The 20,167-nt window shown below is 63.5% G+C and carries 20 protein-coding genes; 18 read left to right on the plus strand and 2 right to left on the minus strand.

Annotated elements, in window-relative coordinates; all coding sequences use genetic code 11:
* Positions 1–34 precede the first annotated feature (34 nt).
* The 16 genes from BLQ74_RS03890 to BLQ74_RS03970 all read left to right on the plus strand — a co-directional run bounded on the left by BLQ74_RS03890 (position 35) and on the right by BLQ74_RS03970 (position 17,348).
* A complete protein-coding gene (locus BLQ74_RS03890; RefSeq protein ID WP_090261033.1) occupies positions 35–1,033 on the plus strand; it encodes a major capsid protein in 999 nt (332 codons plus the stop codon).
* 2 nt (positions 1,034–1,035) lie between these two features.
* The gene (locus tag BLQ74_RS03895) at positions 1,036–1,350 is read left to right on the plus strand and encodes a hypothetical protein (RefSeq protein WP_090261035.1); all 315 of its coding nucleotides are present in this window, start codon (positions 1,036–1,038) and stop codon (positions 1,348–1,350) included.
* A complete protein-coding gene (locus tag BLQ74_RS03900) occupies positions 1,347–1,784 on the plus strand; it encodes a hypothetical protein (RefSeq protein WP_090261037.1) in 438 nt (145 codons plus the stop codon). Before BLQ74_RS03895 ends, BLQ74_RS03900 begins: the two co-directional genes overlap by 4 nt.
* Positions 1,785–1,831: 47 nt before the next feature.
* Positions 1,832–2,041: a hypothetical protein gene (locus BLQ74_RS03905; protein WP_090261039.1), complete on the plus strand. Its 210-nt coding sequence runs from the start codon at positions 1,832–1,834 to the stop codon at positions 2,039–2,041.
* A 39-nt stretch (positions 2,042–2,080) separates the two neighbouring features.
* The gene (locus tag BLQ74_RS03910; RefSeq protein WP_090261042.1) at positions 2,081–2,827 is read left to right on the plus strand and encodes a phage tail tube protein; all 747 of its coding nucleotides are present in this window, start codon (positions 2,081–2,083) and stop codon (positions 2,825–2,827) included.
* 530 nt (positions 2,828–3,357) lie between these two features.
* Positions 3,358–3,624, plus strand: coding sequence for a hypothetical protein (locus tag BLQ74_RS03915; protein ID WP_090261044.1), 267 nt, complete (start codon positions 3,358–3,360; stop codon positions 3,622–3,624).
* A gap of 58 nt (positions 3,625–3,682) precedes the next feature.
* Entirely contained in the window at positions 3,683–7,405 is a 3,723-nt protein-coding gene (locus BLQ74_RS03920; RefSeq protein ID WP_170842755.1) for a tape measure protein, read from the plus strand.
* Positions 7,402–7,800, plus strand: coding sequence for a hypothetical protein (locus BLQ74_RS03925; protein ID WP_090261048.1), 399 nt, complete (start codon positions 7,402–7,404; stop codon positions 7,798–7,800). The genes BLQ74_RS03920 and BLQ74_RS03925 overlap by 4 nt, the downstream gene beginning before the upstream one ends.
* A 49-nt stretch (positions 7,801–7,849) precedes the next feature.
* Positions 7,850–11,422, plus strand: a complete 3,573-nt coding sequence (locus BLQ74_RS03930) for a hypothetical protein (protein WP_090261050.1) — start codon at positions 7,850–7,852, stop codon at positions 11,420–11,422.
* Positions 11,422–12,405 carry a hypothetical protein gene (locus tag BLQ74_RS03935; RefSeq protein ID WP_090261052.1) on the plus strand — a complete coding sequence of 328 codons (984 nt, stop codon included), beginning with the start codon at positions 11,422–11,424 and terminating at the stop codon, positions 12,403–12,405. The genes BLQ74_RS03930 and BLQ74_RS03935 overlap by 1 nt, the downstream gene beginning before the upstream one ends.
* A gap of 2 nt (positions 12,406–12,407) precedes the next feature.
* Entirely contained in the window at positions 12,408–13,163 is a 756-nt protein-coding gene (locus BLQ74_RS03940; RefSeq protein WP_090261054.1) for a hypothetical protein, read from the plus strand.
* On the plus strand, positions 13,163–14,926 hold the full coding sequence (locus BLQ74_RS03945; RefSeq protein WP_170842756.1) for a hypothetical protein: 1,764 nt from the start codon (positions 13,163–13,165) through the stop codon (positions 14,924–14,926). The genes BLQ74_RS03940 and BLQ74_RS03945 overlap by 1 nt, the downstream gene beginning before the upstream one ends.
* Positions 14,926–15,162: a hypothetical protein gene (locus tag BLQ74_RS03950; protein WP_090261056.1), complete on the plus strand. Its 237-nt coding sequence runs from the start codon at positions 14,926–14,928 to the stop codon at positions 15,160–15,162. Before BLQ74_RS03945 ends, BLQ74_RS03950 begins: the two co-directional genes overlap by 1 nt.
* A gap of 244 nt (positions 15,163–15,406) precedes the next feature.
* Positions 15,407–15,883, plus strand: a complete 477-nt coding sequence (locus BLQ74_RS03960; protein WP_090261060.1) for a hypothetical protein — start codon at positions 15,407–15,409, stop codon at positions 15,881–15,883.
* Positions 15,880–16,407: a hypothetical protein gene (locus BLQ74_RS03965; RefSeq protein ID WP_090261062.1), complete on the plus strand. Its 528-nt coding sequence runs from the start codon at positions 15,880–15,882 to the stop codon at positions 16,405–16,407. Before BLQ74_RS03960 ends, BLQ74_RS03965 begins: the two co-directional genes overlap by 4 nt.
* Positions 16,408–16,553: 146 nt before the next feature.
* Positions 16,554–17,348 (plus strand): DNA adenine methylase, encoded by a 795-nt coding sequence (locus BLQ74_RS03970; RefSeq protein ID WP_090261063.1) that lies wholly within the window; start codon positions 16,554–16,556, stop codon positions 17,346–17,348.
* A gap of 1 nt (position 17,349) precedes the next feature.
* On the opposite strand, the gene BLQ74_RS26930 is transcribed toward BLQ74_RS03970, so the two are convergent.
* Together BLQ74_RS26930 and BLQ74_RS03975 are read right to left on the minus strand one after the other, a co-directional pair.
* Positions 17,350–17,643 (minus strand): hypothetical protein, encoded by a 294-nt coding sequence (locus BLQ74_RS26930; RefSeq protein ID WP_139199029.1) that lies wholly within the window; start codon positions 17,641–17,643, stop codon positions 17,350–17,352.
* Positions 17,640–18,320: an SOS response-associated peptidase gene (locus BLQ74_RS03975; protein WP_090261065.1), complete on the minus strand. Its 681-nt coding sequence runs from the start codon at positions 18,318–18,320 to the stop codon at positions 17,640–17,642. Before BLQ74_RS03975 ends, BLQ74_RS26930 begins: the two co-directional genes overlap by 4 nt.
* Positions 18,321–18,409: 89 nt before the next feature.
* Between BLQ74_RS03975 and BLQ74_RS03980 the strand changes: the two genes are divergently transcribed.
* Positions 18,410–18,841, plus strand: coding sequence for a LexA family protein (locus BLQ74_RS03980; RefSeq protein ID WP_090261191.1), 432 nt, complete (start codon positions 18,410–18,412; stop codon positions 18,839–18,841).
* Positions 18,834–20,102, plus strand: coding sequence for a Y-family DNA polymerase (locus tag BLQ74_RS03985; RefSeq protein ID WP_090261067.1), 1,269 nt, complete (start codon positions 18,834–18,836; stop codon positions 20,100–20,102). Before BLQ74_RS03980 ends, BLQ74_RS03985 begins: the two co-directional genes overlap by 8 nt.
* Positions 20,103–20,167 lie beyond the last annotated feature (65 nt).

The following is a 20,167-nucleotide window of genomic DNA, read 5'->3' on the forward strand; positions in this document are numbered from 1 at the left end:
CTCCGGCGGGGTTCGCCATTTCTAGGAGCCCTACATGGCTGAAATCACTATCTTCGAGGACGAGGCGTTCAACGTCGCCAACCTGATCCTCACCCTGAACGATGACCACGTTGTCCCTGGCCAGATCGCCGCGTCTGGTCTGTTCACCGAGCAGGGCAGTACCACCATCGTCCAGCAGATCGAGAAGTCCGGCACCACTCTGCAGCTGGTACCGTCCGCGCCGCGCGGGTCGGGTGGTCAGGCGGTTATCGCGGATAAGCGCAAGCTGATCCCGTTCAACACTGTGCACCTGCCGCAGCCGTTCACCATCCTCGCCGACGAGATCCAGGGCATCCGTGCTTTCGGCTCGCGTACCGAGCTGATGGGCGTGCAGGACGTGGTCAACGCGCGCTTGGACAAGGCGCGTCGACAGCTCGACACCACCCACGAGTACCAGCGTATCGGTGCAATCAAGGGGCAGGTCATCGACGCCGACGGTGAAACCGTGCTGGTGGACATCTACCAGTCGTTCGGCATCAAACGTCCCAAGGCCTTCTCGATGGGGCTGGATAATGCGGCTACCGATGTCAGCGCGATGTGCGTCGAGGTTCTGGACGCTCAGGAAGACGAGCTCTACGGCCTGTCCAGCACCGGTGCCCGCGCTTACTGCGGCCGGAACTTCTGGAAGAAGTTCATCAGCCACGACAAGGTGCGTGAGTCCTACCTGGCCAGCGAAGCCGCTGCCACCCTGCGCGGCGATCGCCGTAAGCCCTTCGAGTTCGGCGGCATTACCTGGGAGCGCTACCGCGGCAAGGTGGGTGGCGTGCCGTTCGTGGGCGACGACACCGCCTACGTCGTCGCCGAGGGTGTCGAAGGGTTGTACATCTCGGTGTTCGCGCCGGCCGACTGGATGGAGACCGTGAACACTCTGGGCCTGCCGTACTACGGCAAGCTGGAGGTCATGCGCATGGGCCGTGGTGTCGAGGGGGAGGCTCAGTCCAACCCCCTGCACCTGTGCACCCGGCCGCTGGCCACCCGCGAGCTCACCATTTGACCATGGCCGGCTTCACCGACCTGGTCGACGACATGGACGAAACCATCGCCGATACGCTCGGCGATGGTCAGGTGTCTTATCGCGATCGCAATGGTGTTGAGCTGGTGGGCGCGCTCGCCGTCATCGTTGAGAAGGGCGTCGAGCGAATCGACGCTCCCGCGCTGGATCGGGTGCAGACCATGGAGGTACGTCGGCGACTCCTGCCGCGGCTCGATCGCAAGGGCTCGTTCCTCGATGTGGACGGCAACACCTGGGCCATCGACGGCATCCACGCCGACGATGGGGACTGGATCACCTTCTACGTGGTGCCCGCATGAGCAGCGTGATCGATGTTCAGGCCGCGATCATGGTCCAGCTGTTGGGCCTGCTCGCTGGGGTTCCGTTGTTCGGTGGCCAGGTCATGGAAGACTCGGTGGCCGGGATCCTCGATGCAGAGGATGACGACCTTCCCAACCAGCTGATCGTCCTGCAGGAGGGCGACACCGTCGAGCGAGAGCGGGTTCCGGCTGGTGTGAAAGAGGAGTGGACGGTCAACGTCGTGGCCTTGGGGCGCGGCACAGACTCTGCCGCTGCTCTGCGCGCTGGGCGCTTGGCGATCAAACAGGCGCTGAAGGGGCTGAAGGCGGGCATCCAGGTGGACGGCCTGGTGGCGGTCAGTTTCCCGGCATCCACTGTGCGCCTGCCGGAACCTGGCCGGCGTTGGGGTTACCGCGTCATCCCCATCACCTTCACCTACAGCCAGAAACTCTGAGTCCACCAGACCGCCTCCGGGCGGCCTTCTCATTTCAGGAGGGCGCCATGCCCGAGATCAAGGTCACCAAGGCCTTCAATTTCCGCGTCGGCAGCGAGGTGTTGCACTTCGCTAAGTCCGATAAGCCCGTGCCGGCACCCGCCGACGTGGCGCAGCACGCCGTGGAAAAAGGCTTCGCCGAGCCGCCGAAAGACGAGCCGGCAAAGGCCGCCAAGCCTGCTGCGGATAACCCTGCTGACGAGCTTGCCGGCAAGTAAGCCGCGTGCAGCCAATCACTCCCATTTCAGGAGATCACCATGCTCCAACCCGTAGATCGTTCCTTCATCGGCGAGGGCCAGGCGTTCGGCCGGCTCTATGGCTCCCAGGACCCGCTGCTGCCATTCGGTAACAGCGATGCCTTCTCGCTCAGCTATGCCTCCGACCGCAAGGCGCTGGCCAACTTCATGGGCGGCGGCGGTAACCGCAACGTGCGGACCCGCGCTACCGATGTCACCGGTTCCATCGGCCTCTACGACATCACACCGGAAAACGTGGCGACCATCACCCGCGGCGGCATCATCGTGGCGCCGACCACCGCGATCACCGACGAACTGCATACTTCCGCCGGTGTGGCTTTCGAGCTGATCCCGTTCAAGTACCTGCCGGACTTGTCGAAGACGGTCACCGTCAAAACGGCCGCCGCTACGGCTCTCGTCGCTGGCGAGGATTACCTGCTGACGCCCCATGGCATCCAGGTGCTGGCCAACAGCAACATCGACGCGACCGGCGTGAAGATCAGCTACACCCCGCGCAAGAGTTCGGCGGTGCAGATGCTCAACAGCTCGGAGAAAGAGTTCGAGCTGTTCATCGCTGGCCTGAACGATGCGCAGTCGGGCGAGCCCTACGCGCTGCGCATCCGTCGCGCCAAGTTCGGCCTGCTGCAGGAACTGCCGATCCTTGGCCAGGACTACCTGAAGCTGACTGGCCCCATCGAGCTGCTCGCCGACTCGACCGTCGTCGCCGACGACATTTCCAAGTTCTGCCAGATGGACCTCGCGGCTTAAGCCGGGATGGCCATGGATGGCCTTTTGCCGTGGTGCTGGGGTAGATTTCCTGTCATTTCCAGGGGAGGGAACCTATGAAATGCCCAAGTTGTGATCATGAGGCTCCACAGGCAGATTTCGGCAGCCCTTTGCGTTGCCCTGACTGCGGTGCGTTTTACGAGAAAGCGCTGGAGCTCAAGCTTCGTCGCGAAGTCGAGGCCAAAGCGGCACCGCGGCCAGCTCCGGCACCTCAGCCAGAACCTATACCGAGTGGATCTTGGGCATGCGTCGGCTGCGGTAAGCCAGTGAACAAGCGAATGCTCCGAGGGTGCCCCAACTGTGGCACGCCAACCAAGAAGAAAACTCCGGTATGGCCGTTCATTCTCGTTGGGGTGGTGGTAGTGGTCTGGGCTATTGCCAGTCAGCCCAAGTTGCCACGATCTGCGCCCACGAGAGTTGCATCGGCTGATGTTCCGACGGCACCCGCTCCAGTGTTGCCTGAGTCAAGTCCTCGACAACAGCTTGCCCAGGCCAAGTCCAGCACCGTCTTAGTGAAGTTCACCGGTCGCAAGAAAGCGGGCGGCAGCCTGCTGGAGGCCGATTTCACCATCCGCAATGATGGGCCGGTGGCGGTGAAGGACATCGAGATCAAGTGCACCCATTTCGGGCCCAGCAAGACGGAGATCGACAGCAACACCCGAACGATCTACGAGATTATCAATCCGAGCCAGACCCGCACATTCAGGAACTTCGATATGGGGTTCATCCATTCCCAGGCGGTCAGCAGCAGTTGTGAAATCACTGATCTGAAAATCTGAGTCGCCGCAATCCATGAAACCCGCCCTTCGGCGGGTTTTTTTATGCCCGAGGATTTCTATGGCCAACCCTATCCAGCGCCTGATCCAGTTCGTTCTGCGCGGTAAGGACGAGATGTCGCCCGCGGCTCAGCAGTCCACCGAGGCCCTGGAAGCGCTACGCGCTAAGACCAACCAGCTCAACCACGCCATGGACGATGCCAAGGGCGCCCGCGGCCTGGTCACCAGTCTGACCAATACCCAGCGCGCGGTCGGGCTCACCGAGACTTCGCTTGGGCGCGCCGAGGCGACCATCAAGGACTTGCGGGACGCGCTCGATAAGAGCCCAGCCAGTAAGGGTCTAGAGACCTCGCTGAAGGCCGCAGAGAAGGATGCAGCTACCCTCCGGCGCACCCTCGATACTCTCAACGCCAAGCTGTCAGAGCAGGAGCAGGCCGCCAAGGCTGCTGGCGTTGACACCAACAAGCTGGCCGACGAAGAGAAACGGCTGGCTGCGGAGATCACCCGGACCAAGGGCCAGATCGGCGACAACGCCAAGGCTCTGCGTGATCTCGAGCGCGATCAGGCACGGGCCGCGCGTCAGGCTGCCGAGCACACCTCGCGGGTCGGTGCCGTAGGCGAGGCAATGTCGCGCGGCGTAAGTCGTGTTGTTGGCTATGCCGCGGCGTTCATGGGTGTTGAGGCGGTGTTGGGCCTGGTCGGCAAGGGGCTGCGCACAGTTGCCGACGCCATCGGCTCGATGCTCAAGACCGGTGACGAGTTCGAAGGCCTGCAGACACGGCTGACCTCCTTGATGGGCTCGGTGCAGGCAGGTGAACAGGCTACCGAGTGGATCACCAAGTTTGCCAAGGACACGCCGCTGCAGCTGAGCGAGGTGACTGACGCTTTCGCGCTGCTCAAGGCTTACGGCCTCGATCCCATGAACGGGACCTTGCAGTCGGTTGAGGACCAGTCAGAGAAGCTCGGCGGCGGCATGGAGCGCTTGGAGGGGATCGCCTCCGCAGTCGGCCAGGCCTGGGCCAAACAGAAGCTGGAGACCGAAGAGATTCTGCAGCTGGTTGAGCGTGGCGTGCCCGCCTGGGACATGCTGGCCAAGGTCACCGGGCGAAACGCCGGTGAGCTGATGACGCTCGCCAGCAATGGTCGGCTGGGACGTGATGCCATCAAGGCGCTGATCGCGGAAATGGGGCGCAGCTCGGCGGGCGCCGCCGCGGCGAACATGAGCCGCCTCACTGGGTTGGTCAGTAACCTGCAGGACACGGCGACCAACTTCCTCAACCGCATCGCCAAGGCCGGCGCGCTCGACTACGTGAAGGGCCGCCTGGAGGCGCTGGCTGACACCATCGAGAAGATGGACGAGGACGGCCGACTCGACGCTCTGGCGGAAAGCCTGTCCAGTGCCTTTGTGCAGGGTGCAGAGAAGATTGAGGAGTTCGGGCGCCGGTTGCTGACGGTCGATTTCAACAAGCTCGTCGACGAGAGCAGTGCCTGGCTCAAGGACTTCGGCGAGAAGATCGATACCGTCGCTACCTGGACCACCCGAATTATCGCCCCTTTCCGGGTAGCGGAAAACGTGGTCTCCGGCACGATGAAGGCCGCGCTGATGATGTTCAGCGGCTTAGTGTCCGGGTCCTTGGCTCTGATGGCCATTGTGGCCAGGGCGGTGCCAGAGATGTTCGGCGGCGACAAGCTTGTCGCAGGGCTGGAATCCGCCCGGGACGCCGCTTTCTCAATAGCTGGCGACATGGCCAGGGGCATTGCCCAGGATGCCAGGGATATTGGCGATACCTGGAACTCGGTCACCGGTCAGGTGCAGCGGAACGTCGATGCCCAAGCGCAGTCCGTCCAGCAGAGCGTCTCTAAGGCGAAGCGCGCCATCCAGAGCACATCGGATGATGTGCTCAAGCACTTCCAGAGCACGATCACCGGCTTCGAAAACGCCATGGCGGCGGTGAACTTCTCCGACACCGCCAAGCAGTTGGACACGGTCAAGAAGGCTGTCGACGAGGCTTTCACAGCTGGTCGGCTGACCCTGGGGGAGTACACCGAAGCGCTAAATGCGGTAATCACCCGTCAGGGTTTCCTTCAGGGGTCGAGCAAGAAAGCCGCATCGGCGACAGATGAACAGGCCCGTGCAGTCGGGCAGCTCAAGCAGAAACAGGCAGATCTGTTCGAACAGTACCTCCAGCACAAGATCACCCTGCAGGAGTACGAGAAGCAGCATAACGCCGTCGCCGAGCAGTTGCGCAACACTGGCAAGGCGGCTGAGGAAGCGAAGGTTTCTGTCGCCAGCTTCCAGGAGGCCGAGGCCGCGATCAATGTGATCGATAGCGTCGACTCCCTGAAGAAACTGCAGAAGGCCCTGTACAGCGCCTATCACGACGGACGCATCAGCCTGGAGGAGTATGAGAAGGCGCACAACGATGCCGCGTTGAAGATCCGCAAGCTGGAGCAGGCCGCTGGTCAAGCCGCGCCCAAGGTCGCCGGCCTAGGGGCATCGCTGGCGACCCTGGCGGACGTCCAGGATGCCATTGCCAACGCCAAGACGGATGTGGACATCTCCAACATTCGCGCTGCGTTGCAGAAGCTCTACCAGACCGGGGCTATCGGTGCCACTGATTACAACCGGGAGATCGAGAAGACCAACCAGCGGCAGCAGGAGCTGAAGGCTGGTACCGATCAACTGTCGTCCTCAACGGACAGAAACGCCGAGAGCACCAAGGGGCTGACCAAGTCGCAGCAGATGATGAACGAGGCCATGGAGGATGGCATCGTCACCACTGAGGAGCTGCGGCGGATCTCCGGCCAGAAGATGGAGGACGACCGAAAGGGCGCCCAGGCAACCAAGGACAACGTTGCCGAAGCCAAGGCCGACATGTCGAGCTTCGCTAGCTTCTATGCAGGCGTGATCAGTGGCGCGCGGTCGCCCTTGGCGGAACTTAGCAAAGAGGCTCTGGCTGCTTTCGACCAGTTGAGGAATATCTCCAGCGCCGACATCAAGATCGACACGACCTCGCTGGAGAGCACCACCAAGTCGCTGGAACAGATGCGCGAGGAGCTGGGAAAGCTTGAGGGTGCTGCCTCGCTGCCAGGGATCTCTGGGCTGGGCAAGTGGGCGCTGTCGATGAAGGCGGACAGCGACCGGGTGGCGGTGTCCTTCCTCGAGCAGAAACAGCAGCTACTTGGCCTGCTCGATGGCTATGACAAGGGGGCGATCAGCGCCAACGCGTTCGTGGAGCAGGCCAAGGCGGCACGCAACGGCATGAACCTGCTGAACGACTCCGACCTGCGGCAACTGGAGAGCACCATCGAGTCGGCCAAGCAGCGCATGCAGCAACTTGGCGAGGGCTCAAAGCAGACGCTGGCCAGCCTGCAGGAGGAGCTGGCCGGGCTGCGTGGCGAGCAGGAAGCGGTCGACCGCAGCAAGTTCGCCAGCCGCAAGGCTGACCTGCAGAAGCAACTGGCCGACGCCCAGGCGGGCGGTGACCTGAATGCCGTGCAGAACCTCATGGCGGCCATGGGCACGCTGCGGCAGATCGAGGAAGAGACCAACAACCGTCGGCAACTGGCTGAGCAGCAGAAACGCGTCGAGGCGCAGGCCGCGGCCCAGGCCCCCGCGCCTGCGGCAGCAGCCAGTCAACCATCGACCGCCTGGCCGGCAGCGACGCAGGTGATCCGCCTGGAGACGCCGAAGGGCGCGGTGGATGTGGCGGTACAGAGTCCAGAGGACGGCACTGCGTTGCTGGATACCCTTCAACTGGCAGGACTGAGGACTAGCCGATGATGCTCGATTCGGTAGAACTGGATGACCAGTTCGAGTGGGTGGACGAGTTCACTTGGGATGCTGTGGCGCAGGAGCAGGAGCGTTCGGTGGCCGGCGTTCTGCTGGTGCAGGAGGGGATCAAGCTGCACGGTCGCCCGATCACCCTGCAGTCGAACGGCGGCGTGTGGACGCCGTTGTCGGTCGTTCGCCAGCTTGAGGTGCTGCGTGACCAGCGCCTGCGCGTGATGCCGCTCACGCTGCCGGATGGTCGTTCCTTCTCGGTGATTTTCAATCGAGCGGATGGGGCGCCGCTGGAGGCGACCCAGCTCTTCCGCACGGTCAATCCGGGGCCGGATGAGCCCTATGAGGTGACCCTCCGATTGATCACGGTAGCGCCGCCACCGGCCAACCCATAACCCAACACCCCGCTCCGGCGGGGTTTTTCTTTTCTGGCTGGAGTGATCCATGACCATCAGCGTCAACGACATCAAGTTGCTCAAGTCTCAGCGTCTGACCGACGAGGACGACGGCGGCGGCCGCGCGACAGGCCAGGCCGTGGTCGACAGCGAGGTGAACAACCTTTTCCCCGACATCTCGCGCCTGGACCGCACCACCGGCCGGATCAACCTGCGGAAAGTGTTCGCCGGGGTCGTTTCGACCAACTCCGACGCCTATCTCGGTGGCCACGCCATCCTGACCAAGGCGCCGGCCGATCCGCGCGTCTCGGTGCTGCTGTTCAACACCGGCAGCCAGACCGATGAGCGCAAGGACGCGCGCAACGCCATCGAGTCCTTCGTGGTGCCTGCGGTCGCCGCGCCCTTCGAGCTGCTGGGCAACCAGCTGCAGGGGCAGCGCGCCATCGCCGGCATCCAGCGTGAGGAACAGCGCCTGCCGGAGATCGGTGAGGTGTACCAACTGGTCAACGGTTCGCTCTCGCAGTACGTGCGTATCACCGGGGTGGAGGCCCGCCTGGAGTCGTTCACCTACGACTATGGCAACGGCAACTTCGTGAACTTCACCCGCCGCCGGCTGGACCTGTCGATCAGCTCGCCGTTGCTGAACGCCTTCGCGGGCGGCACGCCGACCCCGGCGGGCACCGTCATGACGGGCACCTCCGCGGCGACCAAGAGCCAGGTGCTGACCACCCAGGTGGCCGACGCTGCACACTACTACGGCATCAGCCCGCTGGCTGAGGCTGTCACCCAGGGCGTGCTGAGCCTCAAGGTCAAGTCGGTGTATTCCCAGTTGGTGCCGAGCACCACCCGGGAAAACGCACTGATCGACCAGCTGGCCGGCTACCAGCGCCGCCTGGTGCTGGCCACCGGCCCGGCACGCAGCGTGAACCTCACCGTGGCGATGGTCAGCGGCGGCCAGTCGCGCACCTTCCTCGGTACTGCATGCGCGCCGGGTACGCTGTCGCTCACGGTGAACAGCGGCGTGTTCGCCGACGACAGTGCCGGCAAGCTGCGCTTCATCAGCGGCAGCAACTGGATCACCGCGGGGACCATCGACTACGAGACCGGCGAGATCAACCTGACGCGCACCGGCGCAGGTTTTACCGGCAGCGCGACCGCCAGCTATCAGCCGGGCGCCGCGGCCACGGGCGAAGCAGTGACGGGTGAGATCCCTATCGACCTGTCAAATCGTGGCTATGTGTACACCCTGAGCTTGTCTGATGCGCCACCCATGCCGGGTACGCTGGAAGTCAGCTACATGGCCCTGGGCAAGTGGCAGACAATTCGCGACCCGGGCAACGGCGAACTGACGGGCGAGGGCACCGGCAGCATCGCCTTCGCTACTGGCTCGGTATCGCTGACCCTGAACGCACTGCCGGACGTTGGCAGCTCGGTGATCTGGGCCTACGTCGGCCAGAACAGCGCGGCCTTCACCCAGCGCACGGGCGTGAGCGTACAGGCCAAGGCCAAGGTCTCCCGCACCCTGCCGCATCAGGGCCTGCTGCCGGGCTCCTACTCGGCGACCTTCAAGGTCGGCGGGGTGACCAAAACCATCACCGACGCCGGCAATGGAACGCTGAGCGGCAGCGGTGGCAGTGGGGTGATCAACTACGCCGCCGGCACGGTGAGCATGGAGCTGGTGGCCACCCCGGATGCCGGGACGGGCATCACCCATGCCTATCAGCAGGGCAGTTTTACCGATACCCCGCTGGCCGTGACCTCGGATAGCAGCGGCGTCTGCAGCGGGACCATTCCCGGCGCGCCGCTGAAGCCGGGCAGCGTGCAAATCGGCTGGGTGACCAAGCAGCGGCAGGCGGTGCCGGCCATCGACAAGGGGGTGACCAGCAGCGGCAACACCCTGCCGGTCTATGAGTCCGAGGTGCTGGTGAACAACACCATCACCGACAACGGTTCGGGCGGCTGGATTGGGCGCACCGGGAGCATCAACTACCAGACCGGTGCCTTCAGCCTGCAGGCGGCGCAGTTGTACACCCTCAAGGAGTACACCTATGCGACCAAGAAGAACGGGTTCAAGCCGGACACCCTGCAACTGGTGACCACCAACACCAGCTTGATGGAGTCGTTCGGCGGCACCCTGAGCATCCGTGCCCAGGCCAACGGTCAGAGCTACGGTGCGCAGACGGATGTGCAGACCGTGGCGCCCGTGACGCTGGATCTGCTGCCGGGAATCGCCGAGAGCATCCTGCCTGGCTCGCTGGTGTTCACCTGGGGTGGCGAGACCTACGTCGACCGCTCGGGCGTGCTGTACAAGAACATCAGCAGCAGCACCAACGCCGGAACGGCCGTGGGCTCGGTTGACTACGCCGCGCGCACGGCCACGCTGAGCACCTACAGTGCGGGCGCCGGCTCGGCGGTCACGCTGCTGGCCTGTTTGACCACCAACGCGGGCTTCGCGGTCAATGCGATGACCTTCCGCACTCCGGGGGCTCCGCTGCGTGCTGGGAGCCTGCAGGTCACCGCAGTGCGCGTCGACACGGCGCAGGTGGTCACGGCTACGGCGGACGCCAACGGCGTGTTCAATGGGGCAGTGATCAAGGGCACGGTGGACATCGCTACGGGCATCGTGCGGCTGCGTTTCACCAGCAACCTGAACGACCAGACCGGAGCCAGCGACATCCGGGTGATTCCGATCCTGCTGCGCTACAACGGCGTGGTCTACTCGACCTTGCCGCTGGATGCCAGCCTGATCGGCCTGGACCCGGTGCGCCTGCCGTCTGATGGCCGAGTGCCGATCTACCGGCAGGGCGATGTGCTGGTGATCGCGCACACCGCCCAGACGACGGTGGCTAGCCCGGCGGCTGGCGGCACCCTGCAACTGGCTCGCCAGCAGCAGGCCGCAATCGAGGTGGTCGACGCCAACGGGGTTGCCCTGCGCGCGGCGAGCTACTCGGTGAACCGCGAACTGGGTCGTGTGACCTGGGCCAACCCGATGGTGCTGCAGGATGCCAGTGGCAATCCGCTGACCCTGCCGCTGGTGGTGCGTGATCGGGTAGAGCACATGACGCTGTGCACCGAGGTGCAGATCAGCGGGCAGCTCGGCCTGGCTTCGCCGCTGCCGTGGGATCTGCCGGCCAACGACACAATGGTGTCCAGCGCGGTGAGCTGGGGCGACCTGCAGTCGCGCTATCACCACTGGTTCACACAGAAGACCTGGAGCACCGGGTCGCCGAACTGGACGGATGTCCCCGTCGGGGACACCACCACGGCGAACTACAACACGCTGAGTTATCCGCCCATCGTGACAAACCAGGGAACGATCGATGGGAAGTGGGCGTTGGTGTTCACCTCGGCGACGCAGTTCCAAGTGGTCGAGGAGAAGCTGGGGGTGATCTCGACTGGCACTACGTCAAGCGACTGCGCGCCGATCAACCCGGAAACCAACACGCCGTACTTCACCATCCGCGCCGCCGGTTGGGGCGGTGGCTGGGCGGCGGCCAACGCAGTGCGTTTCAACACCGACTCGGCCTTGGGCCCGCTGTGGATCGCGCGCACGGTACTGAGTGGCCAGGGCACGGTCGATGACGACCAGTTCAAGCTGCAGATTCGAGGGGATGCTGACTGATGACGATTCGGGTGTATACGAGCCTGGATACGGGGGCGCCGGTGTTGTCCGGTGACCTCCTCACCCGGCTGAGGCAGATCCTGATGGCTTGCCTGGTTAACGGCTATGGATCGAAGCCTGCTGCAGGTTGGTCGGTTGGCCACCAGTCCGCTGATGGTCAGGGGTTCAGTTTGGGGAATGGGGACGGCTACATCAATTTCGTTGCCAGTGGCTCGAACATCGTTCAGGTATACATCATGGAGACCATCACCGATGGGACAACGGCTCTGGCCGCAGGGGCCAATCGCCGATCTGCTGGCTGGTCCGACGGCACCTCCAGTACCGAGCGGCAGGTCTTTTACCATCCGTATGGGGTTTTATCCACGAACCCGCATTGGGTGGTCGCGGCTGACGAGAAAACGGTATCTATCTGCTATGGAGGAGGGATCACGACATCGGATGCATCAAATGCGTACTACGGTACGGCTCACTACTTCGGGCGCTACATCAACGCCCTTGGCCTGACCGGTCCCGCCGAGTTCGTTTCCTTGGGTGGCAACTACGCCACCGGTATTGCGCCTTTTGGTGGTGGTCTATATGGGATGGCATTGCGCAATCCGTTCACCGGCCTGATTGATCAAGGTGCCAGCCCCCGGTATGGAGCATCCAATGCCACTTTTGCCGGGGGACTAGTTGGCGCTGTAGGCAAGCTAGTGCCAGATAGACTGCTCCTTTTCCGCGGTGCCTTGACCTGCTACGGGACTGGATTGAACGGCACGACGGGGGCACGCGCCTACGCTGGCCAGCTTCGTGGCTTGCTGTCTGAGCCCGCCTTGTGCGGCTCGTTGCTATCTAGCGTGCTTCCATTGTTCGGCGCGAGCGACACCTGGCAGTCACGAGTGAAGCCCCTCGCTCTGCCAGGCGGAAAGCAGATCTATCCCATGTTTGCGAACAGTCAAGATCAGGGATTCTTCCTGAGCGCTGACCCTGGCGATTGGAGTTGATCATGGTGGTGGTCCCTGTCCCGGTTATCTCTTTGAGCCTCGGGGTGGCGCTGCGGAAGATTACGATCAGTTTGACTCGTGATGGGAAGCAAACAGCCAACAGCAAGTCTGTGCTTATGCTGAACCCAGGCGCGCTGACATTGTCGGCTGTGTTCGTGGCTGCTGATGGCGTCAACGCTGTGCAGCGCTTCGTGGCATCGGCTGTTGATGGTCAATGGCTGCTAACTGCCTTGGATACTGCTGTCCCTAAACGTGCCGCTTCGCGCTATCCAGCCATCAGCGAGGACGTGACATTCGCCCTTGATCTCAATGATGGATCAGGCAGTGGTGGTGGGGTTCCGGCAACACTGGCTGCTGTGGTCAAGGTCGACGGTTTGCCAGCTGCTCGACAGGTCGTTGCTGTCGAGCAGGTGGCGAGTGGTGAGTGGCGTGTTGCTGGCTACGGGGTTACAGCAGGCGGATCGGTCGCACTGGATCTCCGCGTGGCCGGTAGCGGTCAGGTGTATGTCATGGCCCTAGACACCTGGGGCACGGTATTCCAGCCGAATCTCGGTGTTGCGGTCGGCACGCTGATCCGGCCGACGGTGTTCCTGGGTTGGCTCTACCGAGTCACCCAGGCTGGCCAGCTTCCGACGACAGAGCCAGCCTGGTGGGACGACAGCATGCAGGGGCCGCAGCCGCTGGGAACCGCACGGGCCGAGGTGGTCCGGTACTACGCACCGCAGGGGCGCGGCCCCATTCCTGTTGAGGTGACCTGATGCTGACCCATGACACGGCGGCGGGCTGGAGCAAGGCCCGCCGCCCGCTCGACCCTGCGCGCCGTTCGGAGTGGGGCGCGGTGGCTGCCAAGGAAGCGTCCGCTGCTGGGCCGTGGGGGCGCGCTGAGATCCTGGACGCAAGCCAGGTGGGAAGCTGGGACGCTGCCCCGCAGATCGACCAGCAGCAGGCCTCGGCTTGGAGTCGTGTGGCGGGACGTGACATCGGTACCGGCGGACGCTGGGACACAGTCGCCCAGAAGGATCTGGCGCGGCGCCTGGGCTGGGACCGCTCGATCACGCCGCAGGATGTGCGCCTGCGGCTGCTCTATAGCCCGAGGCCTGCGCTGAAGGACACGTTGAGCGGTCAAGCCTGGTATCGCTGCGACGAGTTCGGCGAGCGCTTCGATGCCGCGGCAGAGCGCGCTGCAAGCCTGTACATCCCGGTGGCTGGGCTGGTGGAGTTTTCATTCTCAGGGCAGCGCTACGTTCCCAGCACCACGGCGTCGGTGTTCTTCGACTTCCACTATACGGCGCAGCAGCATGCCATTCAGCCCGTGGACAGTGGTCTGTCGGTGCGCTTTACCCCAGCGCGCATCCTCGAACAGATGCGCACCATGCCGTGGGGGTGGGGTACGCCGACCGATCCGAAGCCGACCGGGATCGTTTACCCGGACTACCCCGGGCCTGTTGTGGTAATCGATCCGCCGCAGGAACCCGACATTCTGGAGACCTACATGATCGCCAACACGGTGACCCTGGTCGTGCTGCCCAGCGGCACGCCGCTGGACGCCACCAACATCCGCGCCAACCTGGATATCGACAGTTTCGCCTGGTCGTTCAGCGCCGAGCTGTTCGGGCGCACCTCGCTGAACCTGGTGGTGCCGGACGCCAATGGCCCGAAGACGGTCGAGCTGACCATCAACGGCTGGGTGTGGCGCTTCCTAGTTGAGCGTTACAGCGGCAGCGGTAAGCACCCGAGCGAGCGCTACAGCATCAGTGGGTCAAGTCGCACGCAATTGCTCGACGCGCCCTACGCGCCGCAACGCAGTGGCCTCAATGCGGCGATGGTCAGCGCCCGCAACATCATCGACGACCAGCTGCAGAACACTGGGTTCTCTGCGAGCTGGGACACGGTCGGTATGGGGCCGCCCGATTGGACCCTGCCGGCCGGCGCTTTCAGCTACCAGAGCCAGACCCCGATGCAGATCATCCACCGGCTTGCCGAGGTGGCCGGCGCCGTTGTGCGGCCTGAAATGGCCGCCGATGGTTTCACAGTGCTGCCGCGCTACCGCGAGGCCACCTGGTACTGGGGTGGCGCGGTGCCGGACTGCATCATCCCGACGGAGATCGTCGCGGAGTGGGGCAGTGAATGGAGTCCGCAGCCCCAGTGGAATTTCGTCTACGTCAGCGGCGCCAACTATGGCGTGGGCGTCCAGGTGCGGCGAGCTGGCACGGCGGGTGATGAGCCAGCGGCGGATGTCATTGACGATTGGATCACCACCGTCGACGTGGCGCGCTCGCGCGGGATCTGCGAACTGTCCAAGGGCGGTAATCAGGCCATCGAGACGCGGCGCATCCCGCTGTTCGAGAAGGGCGGAAGCGCGCCGGGGCTGGTGCTGCCGGCGATGCTGACGGAATGCCGTGACGATGATACGACCTGGCGCGGCCTGTGCCTGGGGACCGAGATCAGCGCCGACGGGGTAGGGGCCAGCCGCGTTTGGCAGACCCTGAAGATCGAACGTCACTACGGGAGCGGCAACTGATGGCCACGGTAAACCCCTGGAAGCGCTTTATCGGCCTGCTGCCTGGCGGGTCGCGGACGGTCGGGCTGGTGCTCAGCGTCGACACGGCGGCCGGCATCAGCCGCATCCAGATGCGCAACGGCATCGAGGTGGTTGCCCGCGGCACGTCGGTGCCGGAGGGACAGAACGCATTCATCACGGATGGGGAGGTGTCAGGCTCGGCGCCGAGCTTGCCGCAGTTCGACATCGAGGTCTGAGTCGATCTCGCTGATCAGCATGCCGCAGTCATAGCGGAGTCGGTTGCGGCCGTACTTCAGCAGCAGCGGCTCTCGTGCGGTGATCTTCCAGCCCTGTTGCAGGAGCTGGTCAACGTGGGCGCGGAGCCCATTCAACGTCCGTTGTTCCTTCATCGGTCGACCTCCAGTTGGCGGCCGAAGGATAGCAATACCTTCACCCACCATGCCCGCCGATAGGCGGGCATTTTCGTTTCTGGAGATGCCTATGGAATTGATCCAGGTGCGCCGCTCGGTCCTCGAGCCGGCGCTGTCCCTGCTGCCTGCGAAAATGAGCAGCCCTGCGGCCATCGCGATGATCCTCGGAATCGGCCTGCAGGAGTCCGGCTTCACCTACCGAAGACAGATGGGGAACGGCCCAGCGCGTGGCTTCTGGCAGATGGAGCGGGGCGGCGGCGTGCATGGCGTGCTGACCCACTCGGCCTCAACCAAGCTTGCCTGCAGTATCTGCGCGCAGCGCGGTGTTGAGCCGACCGAGCAGGCTGTGTGGGGAGCGATCGAGCAAGACGATATCCTGGCTGCGGCGTTTGCGCGCCTGCTGCTCTGGACCGACGTCCAGGCGCTTCCTGTGCTGGGCGATACCGCTGGCGGCTGGTCGCTCTACTCGCGCGTCTGGCGTCCCGGCAAGCCCCGGCCAACGGAGTGGCCGGCCAACTACCTGAAAGCGATGGGGGCGGCTGCATGATGGACTGGCAATCGGTACTGAAGTCGCTGGCCCCTTGGATCGGCACAGCTCTCGGCGGTCCGCTCGGAGGTCTGGCGGTTGACGCCGCGGCGGGCGCCATGGGGCTGTCAGATAAGACCGCGGATGCGGTGAAACAAGCGATCTCCGGCGCCACACCCGAGCAACTGCTGGCGGTGAAGCAAGCCGACCATGCCTTTGCTATGCAGATGCAGGCCCTCGGCTTCAAGCAGGCGGCCGACCTGGAGGCGTTGGCCAGCGGTGATCGGAAGGACGCCCGGGCGATGCAGGTCGCCCAGCGCTCTTGGGTGCCGTCGGCGCTGTCGATAATCGTGACCTTCGGCTATTTCGCCATCCTGTCCGGCATGATGCTTGGCGTCTTACATGTCGCTGACTCGCAGGCGCTGCTGCTGATGCTTGGCAGCCTGTCCACCGCTTGGGGCGTGGTCATGGCCTTCTGGTTCGGCACGACATCGGACAGCGCCAGGAAGACCGAACTGCTGGCGAACTCGTCGCCGGCAAAGTGAAAAGGAGCGACCGGCGGGGTGCTGGAACACCTCGCCAGCCGCCGAACCTGCAGAACATCCCTGCAAGCCCAGCCATGGCTCCCGCCTCGTGCACGAAGCGCGCGGAGCCTAACACCTGTTTATCCATACAGTAAAGGCTTGCTCAAATGACCAATCCGATCTTCCCCTGGATGGGTGGCAAACGCCGCCTGGCTGACCGTCTGATCCCGCTATTCCCGCCGCACGAGTGCTACGTCGAGGTGTTCGCCGGCGGCGCCGCGCTCTTCTTTCTCCGGCCGATGCCGGCACCGACGGAGGTGCTCAACGATCTCAACGGCGACATCGTCTGCCTTTACCGGGTGGTGAAGAACCACCTGGAGGAGTTCGTCAGGCAGTTTAAGTGGGCGATCTCCAGCCGGCAGGTTTTTGAGTGGCAGAAGATCACTCGCCCCGAAACCCTCACCGACATCCAGCGCGCCGCGCGCTTTTACTACCTACAGCACCATGCCTTCGGTGGAAAGGTCAGCGGGCAGACGTTCGGCACGGCCACTACTGGGCCAGCGATCAACCTGCTGCGCATCGAGGAAAGCCTGTCGGCGGCCTGGCAGCGCCTGGCCGGCACCTACGTCGAGAATCTGCCCTGGCTGGAGTGTGCTGAGCGATACGACCGCGCGCACACCTTCCACTACATGGACCCGCCGTACTGGAAAACTGAGGGCTATGGCGTGGAATTCCCGTTCGATGAGTACGAGCGGATGGCCGACTTCATGCGGCGCTGCAAGGGCAAGGTGATGGTCAGCATCAATGACCATCCCGACATCCGCCGTGTGTTTGAGGGCTTCCATACCGAGCGCCTGGACATCCGCTACAGCAATACCAACCACCGGCAAGGCCAGGCTGAGCTGACAGGGGAGTTGGTGATCATGAACTGGGAGCCTGCGGCGCTCGGTGGGCTCTTCTAGTTCAGTTCGAGGAGGCTGAAAGAAGCTGAGCGAGGGTTGCTAGAGCACCCTCGCCAACGGCTTTCTCTGCCCGGCCGCCGCCTGCACGAGAGAGTCGATGGCGAACAAATTTCAGCAATTCATCGTCATCTAGGATGACGGAATACACATAGTTGTTGCCTTGGTCTTTGCCTTTGACTTGCAGAGCAAGATCGTCATTTTGCTTCTCGGCATGGACGATTCGAATTTTCATTTCATCGTCAGCCAGCTCGGTTGTTCCGTCGTTGCGATATCTTCCACGCTTGGTGATTTTCATGGGTGGCCGATTGCCTCTATCAGGTGCGGACCCTGATTTCGCACGTTGCCCACTGCTTTGTCTACGGGGTACCACTCAAAAGCGTCTGCCGGTTCTCCTTCAATCAGCGCGATCTGCTCGGCGCGCTCCTTGGGCGTCGCCGTGTCCATCCACTCGGTGGCAAATTCTGGCGACAGCACTACTGGACGGCGGTCGTGGACATCGACCATTCCGCCCTGGGCGCCTGCGGTGATGATCACGAAGCCGTCGTGCTCGCTAGCCTCTCGGTCGCCAGCGGGGAACTGACCGATAGCTGCAGTCAGGCAGGCCTGACCATCACGACGTCGGATGAAATAGGGCTGCTTCTTCGGTCCGCCCTCGTCGACCCATTCATACCAGCCGGAGATGGGGCAGATGGCGCGGTGCGGCCAGATCGCCCGGAAGAACGGCCCGTGCGCCACTTTCTCCACTCTGGCGTTGATCGGGGCCGGCTTGTCCTTCACCCAGTGCGGTCGCCATCCCCATCTCACACGCTCACCGATCAGCGCGCCTTCGTCGTTCACCATCAGCAGAGTAGGCGTGGTCGGTGCCACGTTGTACCGCGGCTCTGCCTGTTGTTTCTCTTCGGCCGGTCCTGGCCAGCGCATGATTCGCACCAGCTCCTCCCAAGAATCAAACTGCGCCACTCGTCCGCACATCGCTACGCCCTCCGCTTATCTCCCGACCTATTGTAGGAAATGCTCGTAGTCTATTACTGTATTTATATACAGTAATTCGGATGTTTCTCATGCTTCCAGACATAGTCGCGCGCCTGGTGGCTCGTAGCCGCCGCCTTCCTCTGTTCGCCTTCCGTGTCCCCGCTGGCTTCCCATCGCCTGCTCAGGATCACCTTGAGCGCGAAATTTCCCTTGATGAGGTCCTGCAGGTGCGGGCTCCACACACCTACCTGGTGCGAGCGGGCGGCGACAGCATGATCCGTGCGGGCATCCATGACGGGGACCTGATGGTGGTCGATCGCTCTCGCGAGGCTGAGCCGGGTGACATCGTGATCGCAGCGGTGAACGGCGAGCCGACGGTGAAGCGCCTGGCAAAGGAGGGCGGCCAGGTCATCCTGCGGGCCGAGAACCCGAAGTATCCGCCGCGCTACATCTTGGAGGGCGACGAGCTGCTGGTATGGGGCGTGGTTCGATACAGCGTGCGGTGCCACGACCATGACTGAGCGCGCGATTGCGCTGATCGATTGCAACTCGTTTTATGCCAGCTGTGAGCGCGTCTTCCGCCCGGATCTGGCCAGGACACCCATCGTCGTGCTCTCGAACAACGACGGCTGCGTGATCGCGCGGAGCGCTGACGCGAAGCCTCACGTGGCCATGGGGGAGCCGTACTTCAAGATTCGCCATAAGCTGCAGCGCCTGGGCATCCTGGCGTTCTCCAGCAACTATGCCCTCTACGGCGATATAAGCCAGCGGGTGATGACAATCCTCGAGGAAATGGCGCCGGCCGTGGAGGTCTACAGCATCGACGAGTGCTTTGCAGACCTCACTGGTATACCCGGCGACCTGGTGCGGGTCGGTCGAGAGATGCGCGCCCGCGTGCTGCGCTGCACCGGCATTCCTGTCGGGGTCGGCATCGGCACCTCGAAGACCCTGGCGAAGCTGGCGAACCATGGCGCGAAGAAGTGGCAGGCGCAGACCGGGGGCGTGCTCGATGTCCGCGATCCGGCCCGCCGCGATCGGTTACTGAAGGCGTGCGACGTCGGCGACGTGTGGGGTATTGGTCGTCGGATGCAGGAGCACCTCAACGTCCAGGGCGTCAAGACTGCCTGGGATCTGGCCCAGGCCGACTCCTGGACATTGCGGAAACAGTTCAGCGTGGTTGTCGAGAAGACGGCACGCGAACTACGCGGCGTGGCCTGCCTGGAGTTGGAAGAGGCAGCGCCGCCCAAGCAGGAGATCTGCTGCAGCCGGATGTTCGGTAAGCGTCTGCACGACCTGGCATCGATCCGCGAGGCGGTGGCCACCTACGCGGCGCGCGCCTGCGAGAAGCTGCGCGCCCAGGGCTCGGTCTGCAAGAGGGTGCAGGTCAGCATTCGCACCGGGATGTTCAACCCGGACGAGCCGAAGTTCGCGAAGGGTGTGAGCGTGGAATTGCCGTACCCCACCGATGACACCCGAGTGATCACGAAGGCTGCCGGCGAGGGGCTGGATCTGATCTACCGGCCCGGGTTCGCCTTCAGCAAGGCTGAGGTGCTGCTGATGGATTTGAGGCAGCCTGGTGAGTTCACGGGCGACCTGTTCGCCGAAGTACAGCCGGAGCGTGCAGGCAAGGCCATGGCGGTGATGGACGCGATCAATGCGAAGTGGGGAAGGGGGACAGTTCGGCCTTGTGGGGTTCCTGCCGAGCCTGATTGGGGCATGAGGCGGGAGCTGATGAGCCAGAGTTACACCACCAAGCTCAATCAGCTATGGGTGGTGCGATAGGCGCTATCGAGCTGGGGGGCAGGCAGAACATTTTAGTTGATTTCAGTACCCACCTTTGAAGTGCA

It is taken from the genome of Pseudomonas panipatensis (assembly GCF_900099785.1).
GTDB lineage: Bacteria > Pseudomonadota > Gammaproteobacteria > Pseudomonadales > Pseudomonadaceae > Pseudomonas > Pseudomonas panipatensis.

What these genes read in the sequence shown, in the direction of transcription:
- BLQ74_RS03890 (WP_090261033.1), top strand. Translation starts at nt 35, where the DNA reads ATGGCTGAAATCACTATCTTCGAGGACGAGGCGTTCAACGTCGCCAAC.
- BLQ74_RS03895 (WP_090261035.1), top strand. Translation starts at nt 1,036, where the DNA reads ATGGCCGGCTTCACCGACCTGGTCGACGACATGGACGAAACCATCGCC.
- BLQ74_RS03900 (WP_090261037.1), top strand. Translation starts at nt 1,347, where the DNA reads ATGAGCAGCGTGATCGATGTTCAGGCCGCGATCATGGTCCAGCTGTTG.
- BLQ74_RS03905 (WP_090261039.1), top strand. Translation starts at nt 1,832, where the DNA reads ATGCCCGAGATCAAGGTCACCAAGGCCTTCAATTTCCGCGTCGGCAGC.
- BLQ74_RS03910 (WP_090261042.1), top strand. Translation starts at nt 2,081, where the DNA reads ATGCTCCAACCCGTAGATCGTTCCTTCATCGGCGAGGGCCAGGCGTTC.
- BLQ74_RS03920 (WP_170842755.1), top strand. Translation starts at nt 3,683, where the DNA reads ATGGCCAACCCTATCCAGCGCCTGATCCAGTTCGTTCTGCGCGGTAAG.
- BLQ74_RS03925 (WP_090261048.1), top strand. Translation starts at nt 7,402, where the DNA reads ATGATGCTCGATTCGGTAGAACTGGATGACCAGTTCGAGTGGGTGGAC.
- BLQ74_RS03930 (WP_090261050.1), top strand. Translation starts at nt 7,850, where the DNA reads ATGACCATCAGCGTCAACGACATCAAGTTGCTCAAGTCTCAGCGTCTG.
- BLQ74_RS03935 (WP_090261052.1), top strand. Translation starts at nt 11,422, where the DNA reads ATGACGATTCGGGTGTATACGAGCCTGGATACGGGGGCGCCGGTGTTG.
- BLQ74_RS03940 (WP_090261054.1), top strand. Translation starts at nt 12,408, where the DNA reads ATGGTGGTGGTCCCTGTCCCGGTTATCTCTTTGAGCCTCGGGGTGGCG.
- BLQ74_RS03945 (WP_170842756.1), top strand. Translation starts at nt 13,163, where the DNA reads ATGCTGACCCATGACACGGCGGCGGGCTGGAGCAAGGCCCGCCGCCCG.
- BLQ74_RS03950 (WP_090261056.1), top strand. Translation starts at nt 14,926, where the DNA reads ATGGCCACGGTAAACCCCTGGAAGCGCTTTATCGGCCTGCTGCCTGGC.
- BLQ74_RS03960 (WP_090261060.1), top strand. Translation starts at nt 15,407, where the DNA reads ATGGAATTGATCCAGGTGCGCCGCTCGGTCCTCGAGCCGGCGCTGTCC.
- BLQ74_RS03965 (WP_090261062.1), top strand. Translation starts at nt 15,880, where the DNA reads ATGATGGACTGGCAATCGGTACTGAAGTCGCTGGCCCCTTGGATCGGC.
- BLQ74_RS03970 (WP_090261063.1), top strand. Translation starts at nt 16,554, where the DNA reads ATGACCAATCCGATCTTCCCCTGGATGGGTGGCAAACGCCGCCTGGCT.
- BLQ74_RS26930 (WP_139199029.1), bottom strand. Translation starts at nt 17,643, where the DNA reads ATGAAAATCACCAAGCGTGGAAGATATCGCAACGACGGAACAACCGAG.
- BLQ74_RS03975 (WP_090261065.1), bottom strand. Translation starts at nt 18,320, where the DNA reads ATGTGCGGACGAGTGGCGCAGTTTGATTCTTGGGAGGAGCTGGTGCGA.
- BLQ74_RS03980 (WP_090261191.1), top strand. Translation starts at nt 18,410, where the DNA reads ATGCTTCCAGACATAGTCGCGCGCCTGGTGGCTCGTAGCCGCCGCCTT.
- BLQ74_RS03985 (WP_090261067.1), top strand. Translation starts at nt 18,834, where the DNA reads ATGACTGAGCGCGCGATTGCGCTGATCGATTGCAACTCGTTTTATGCC.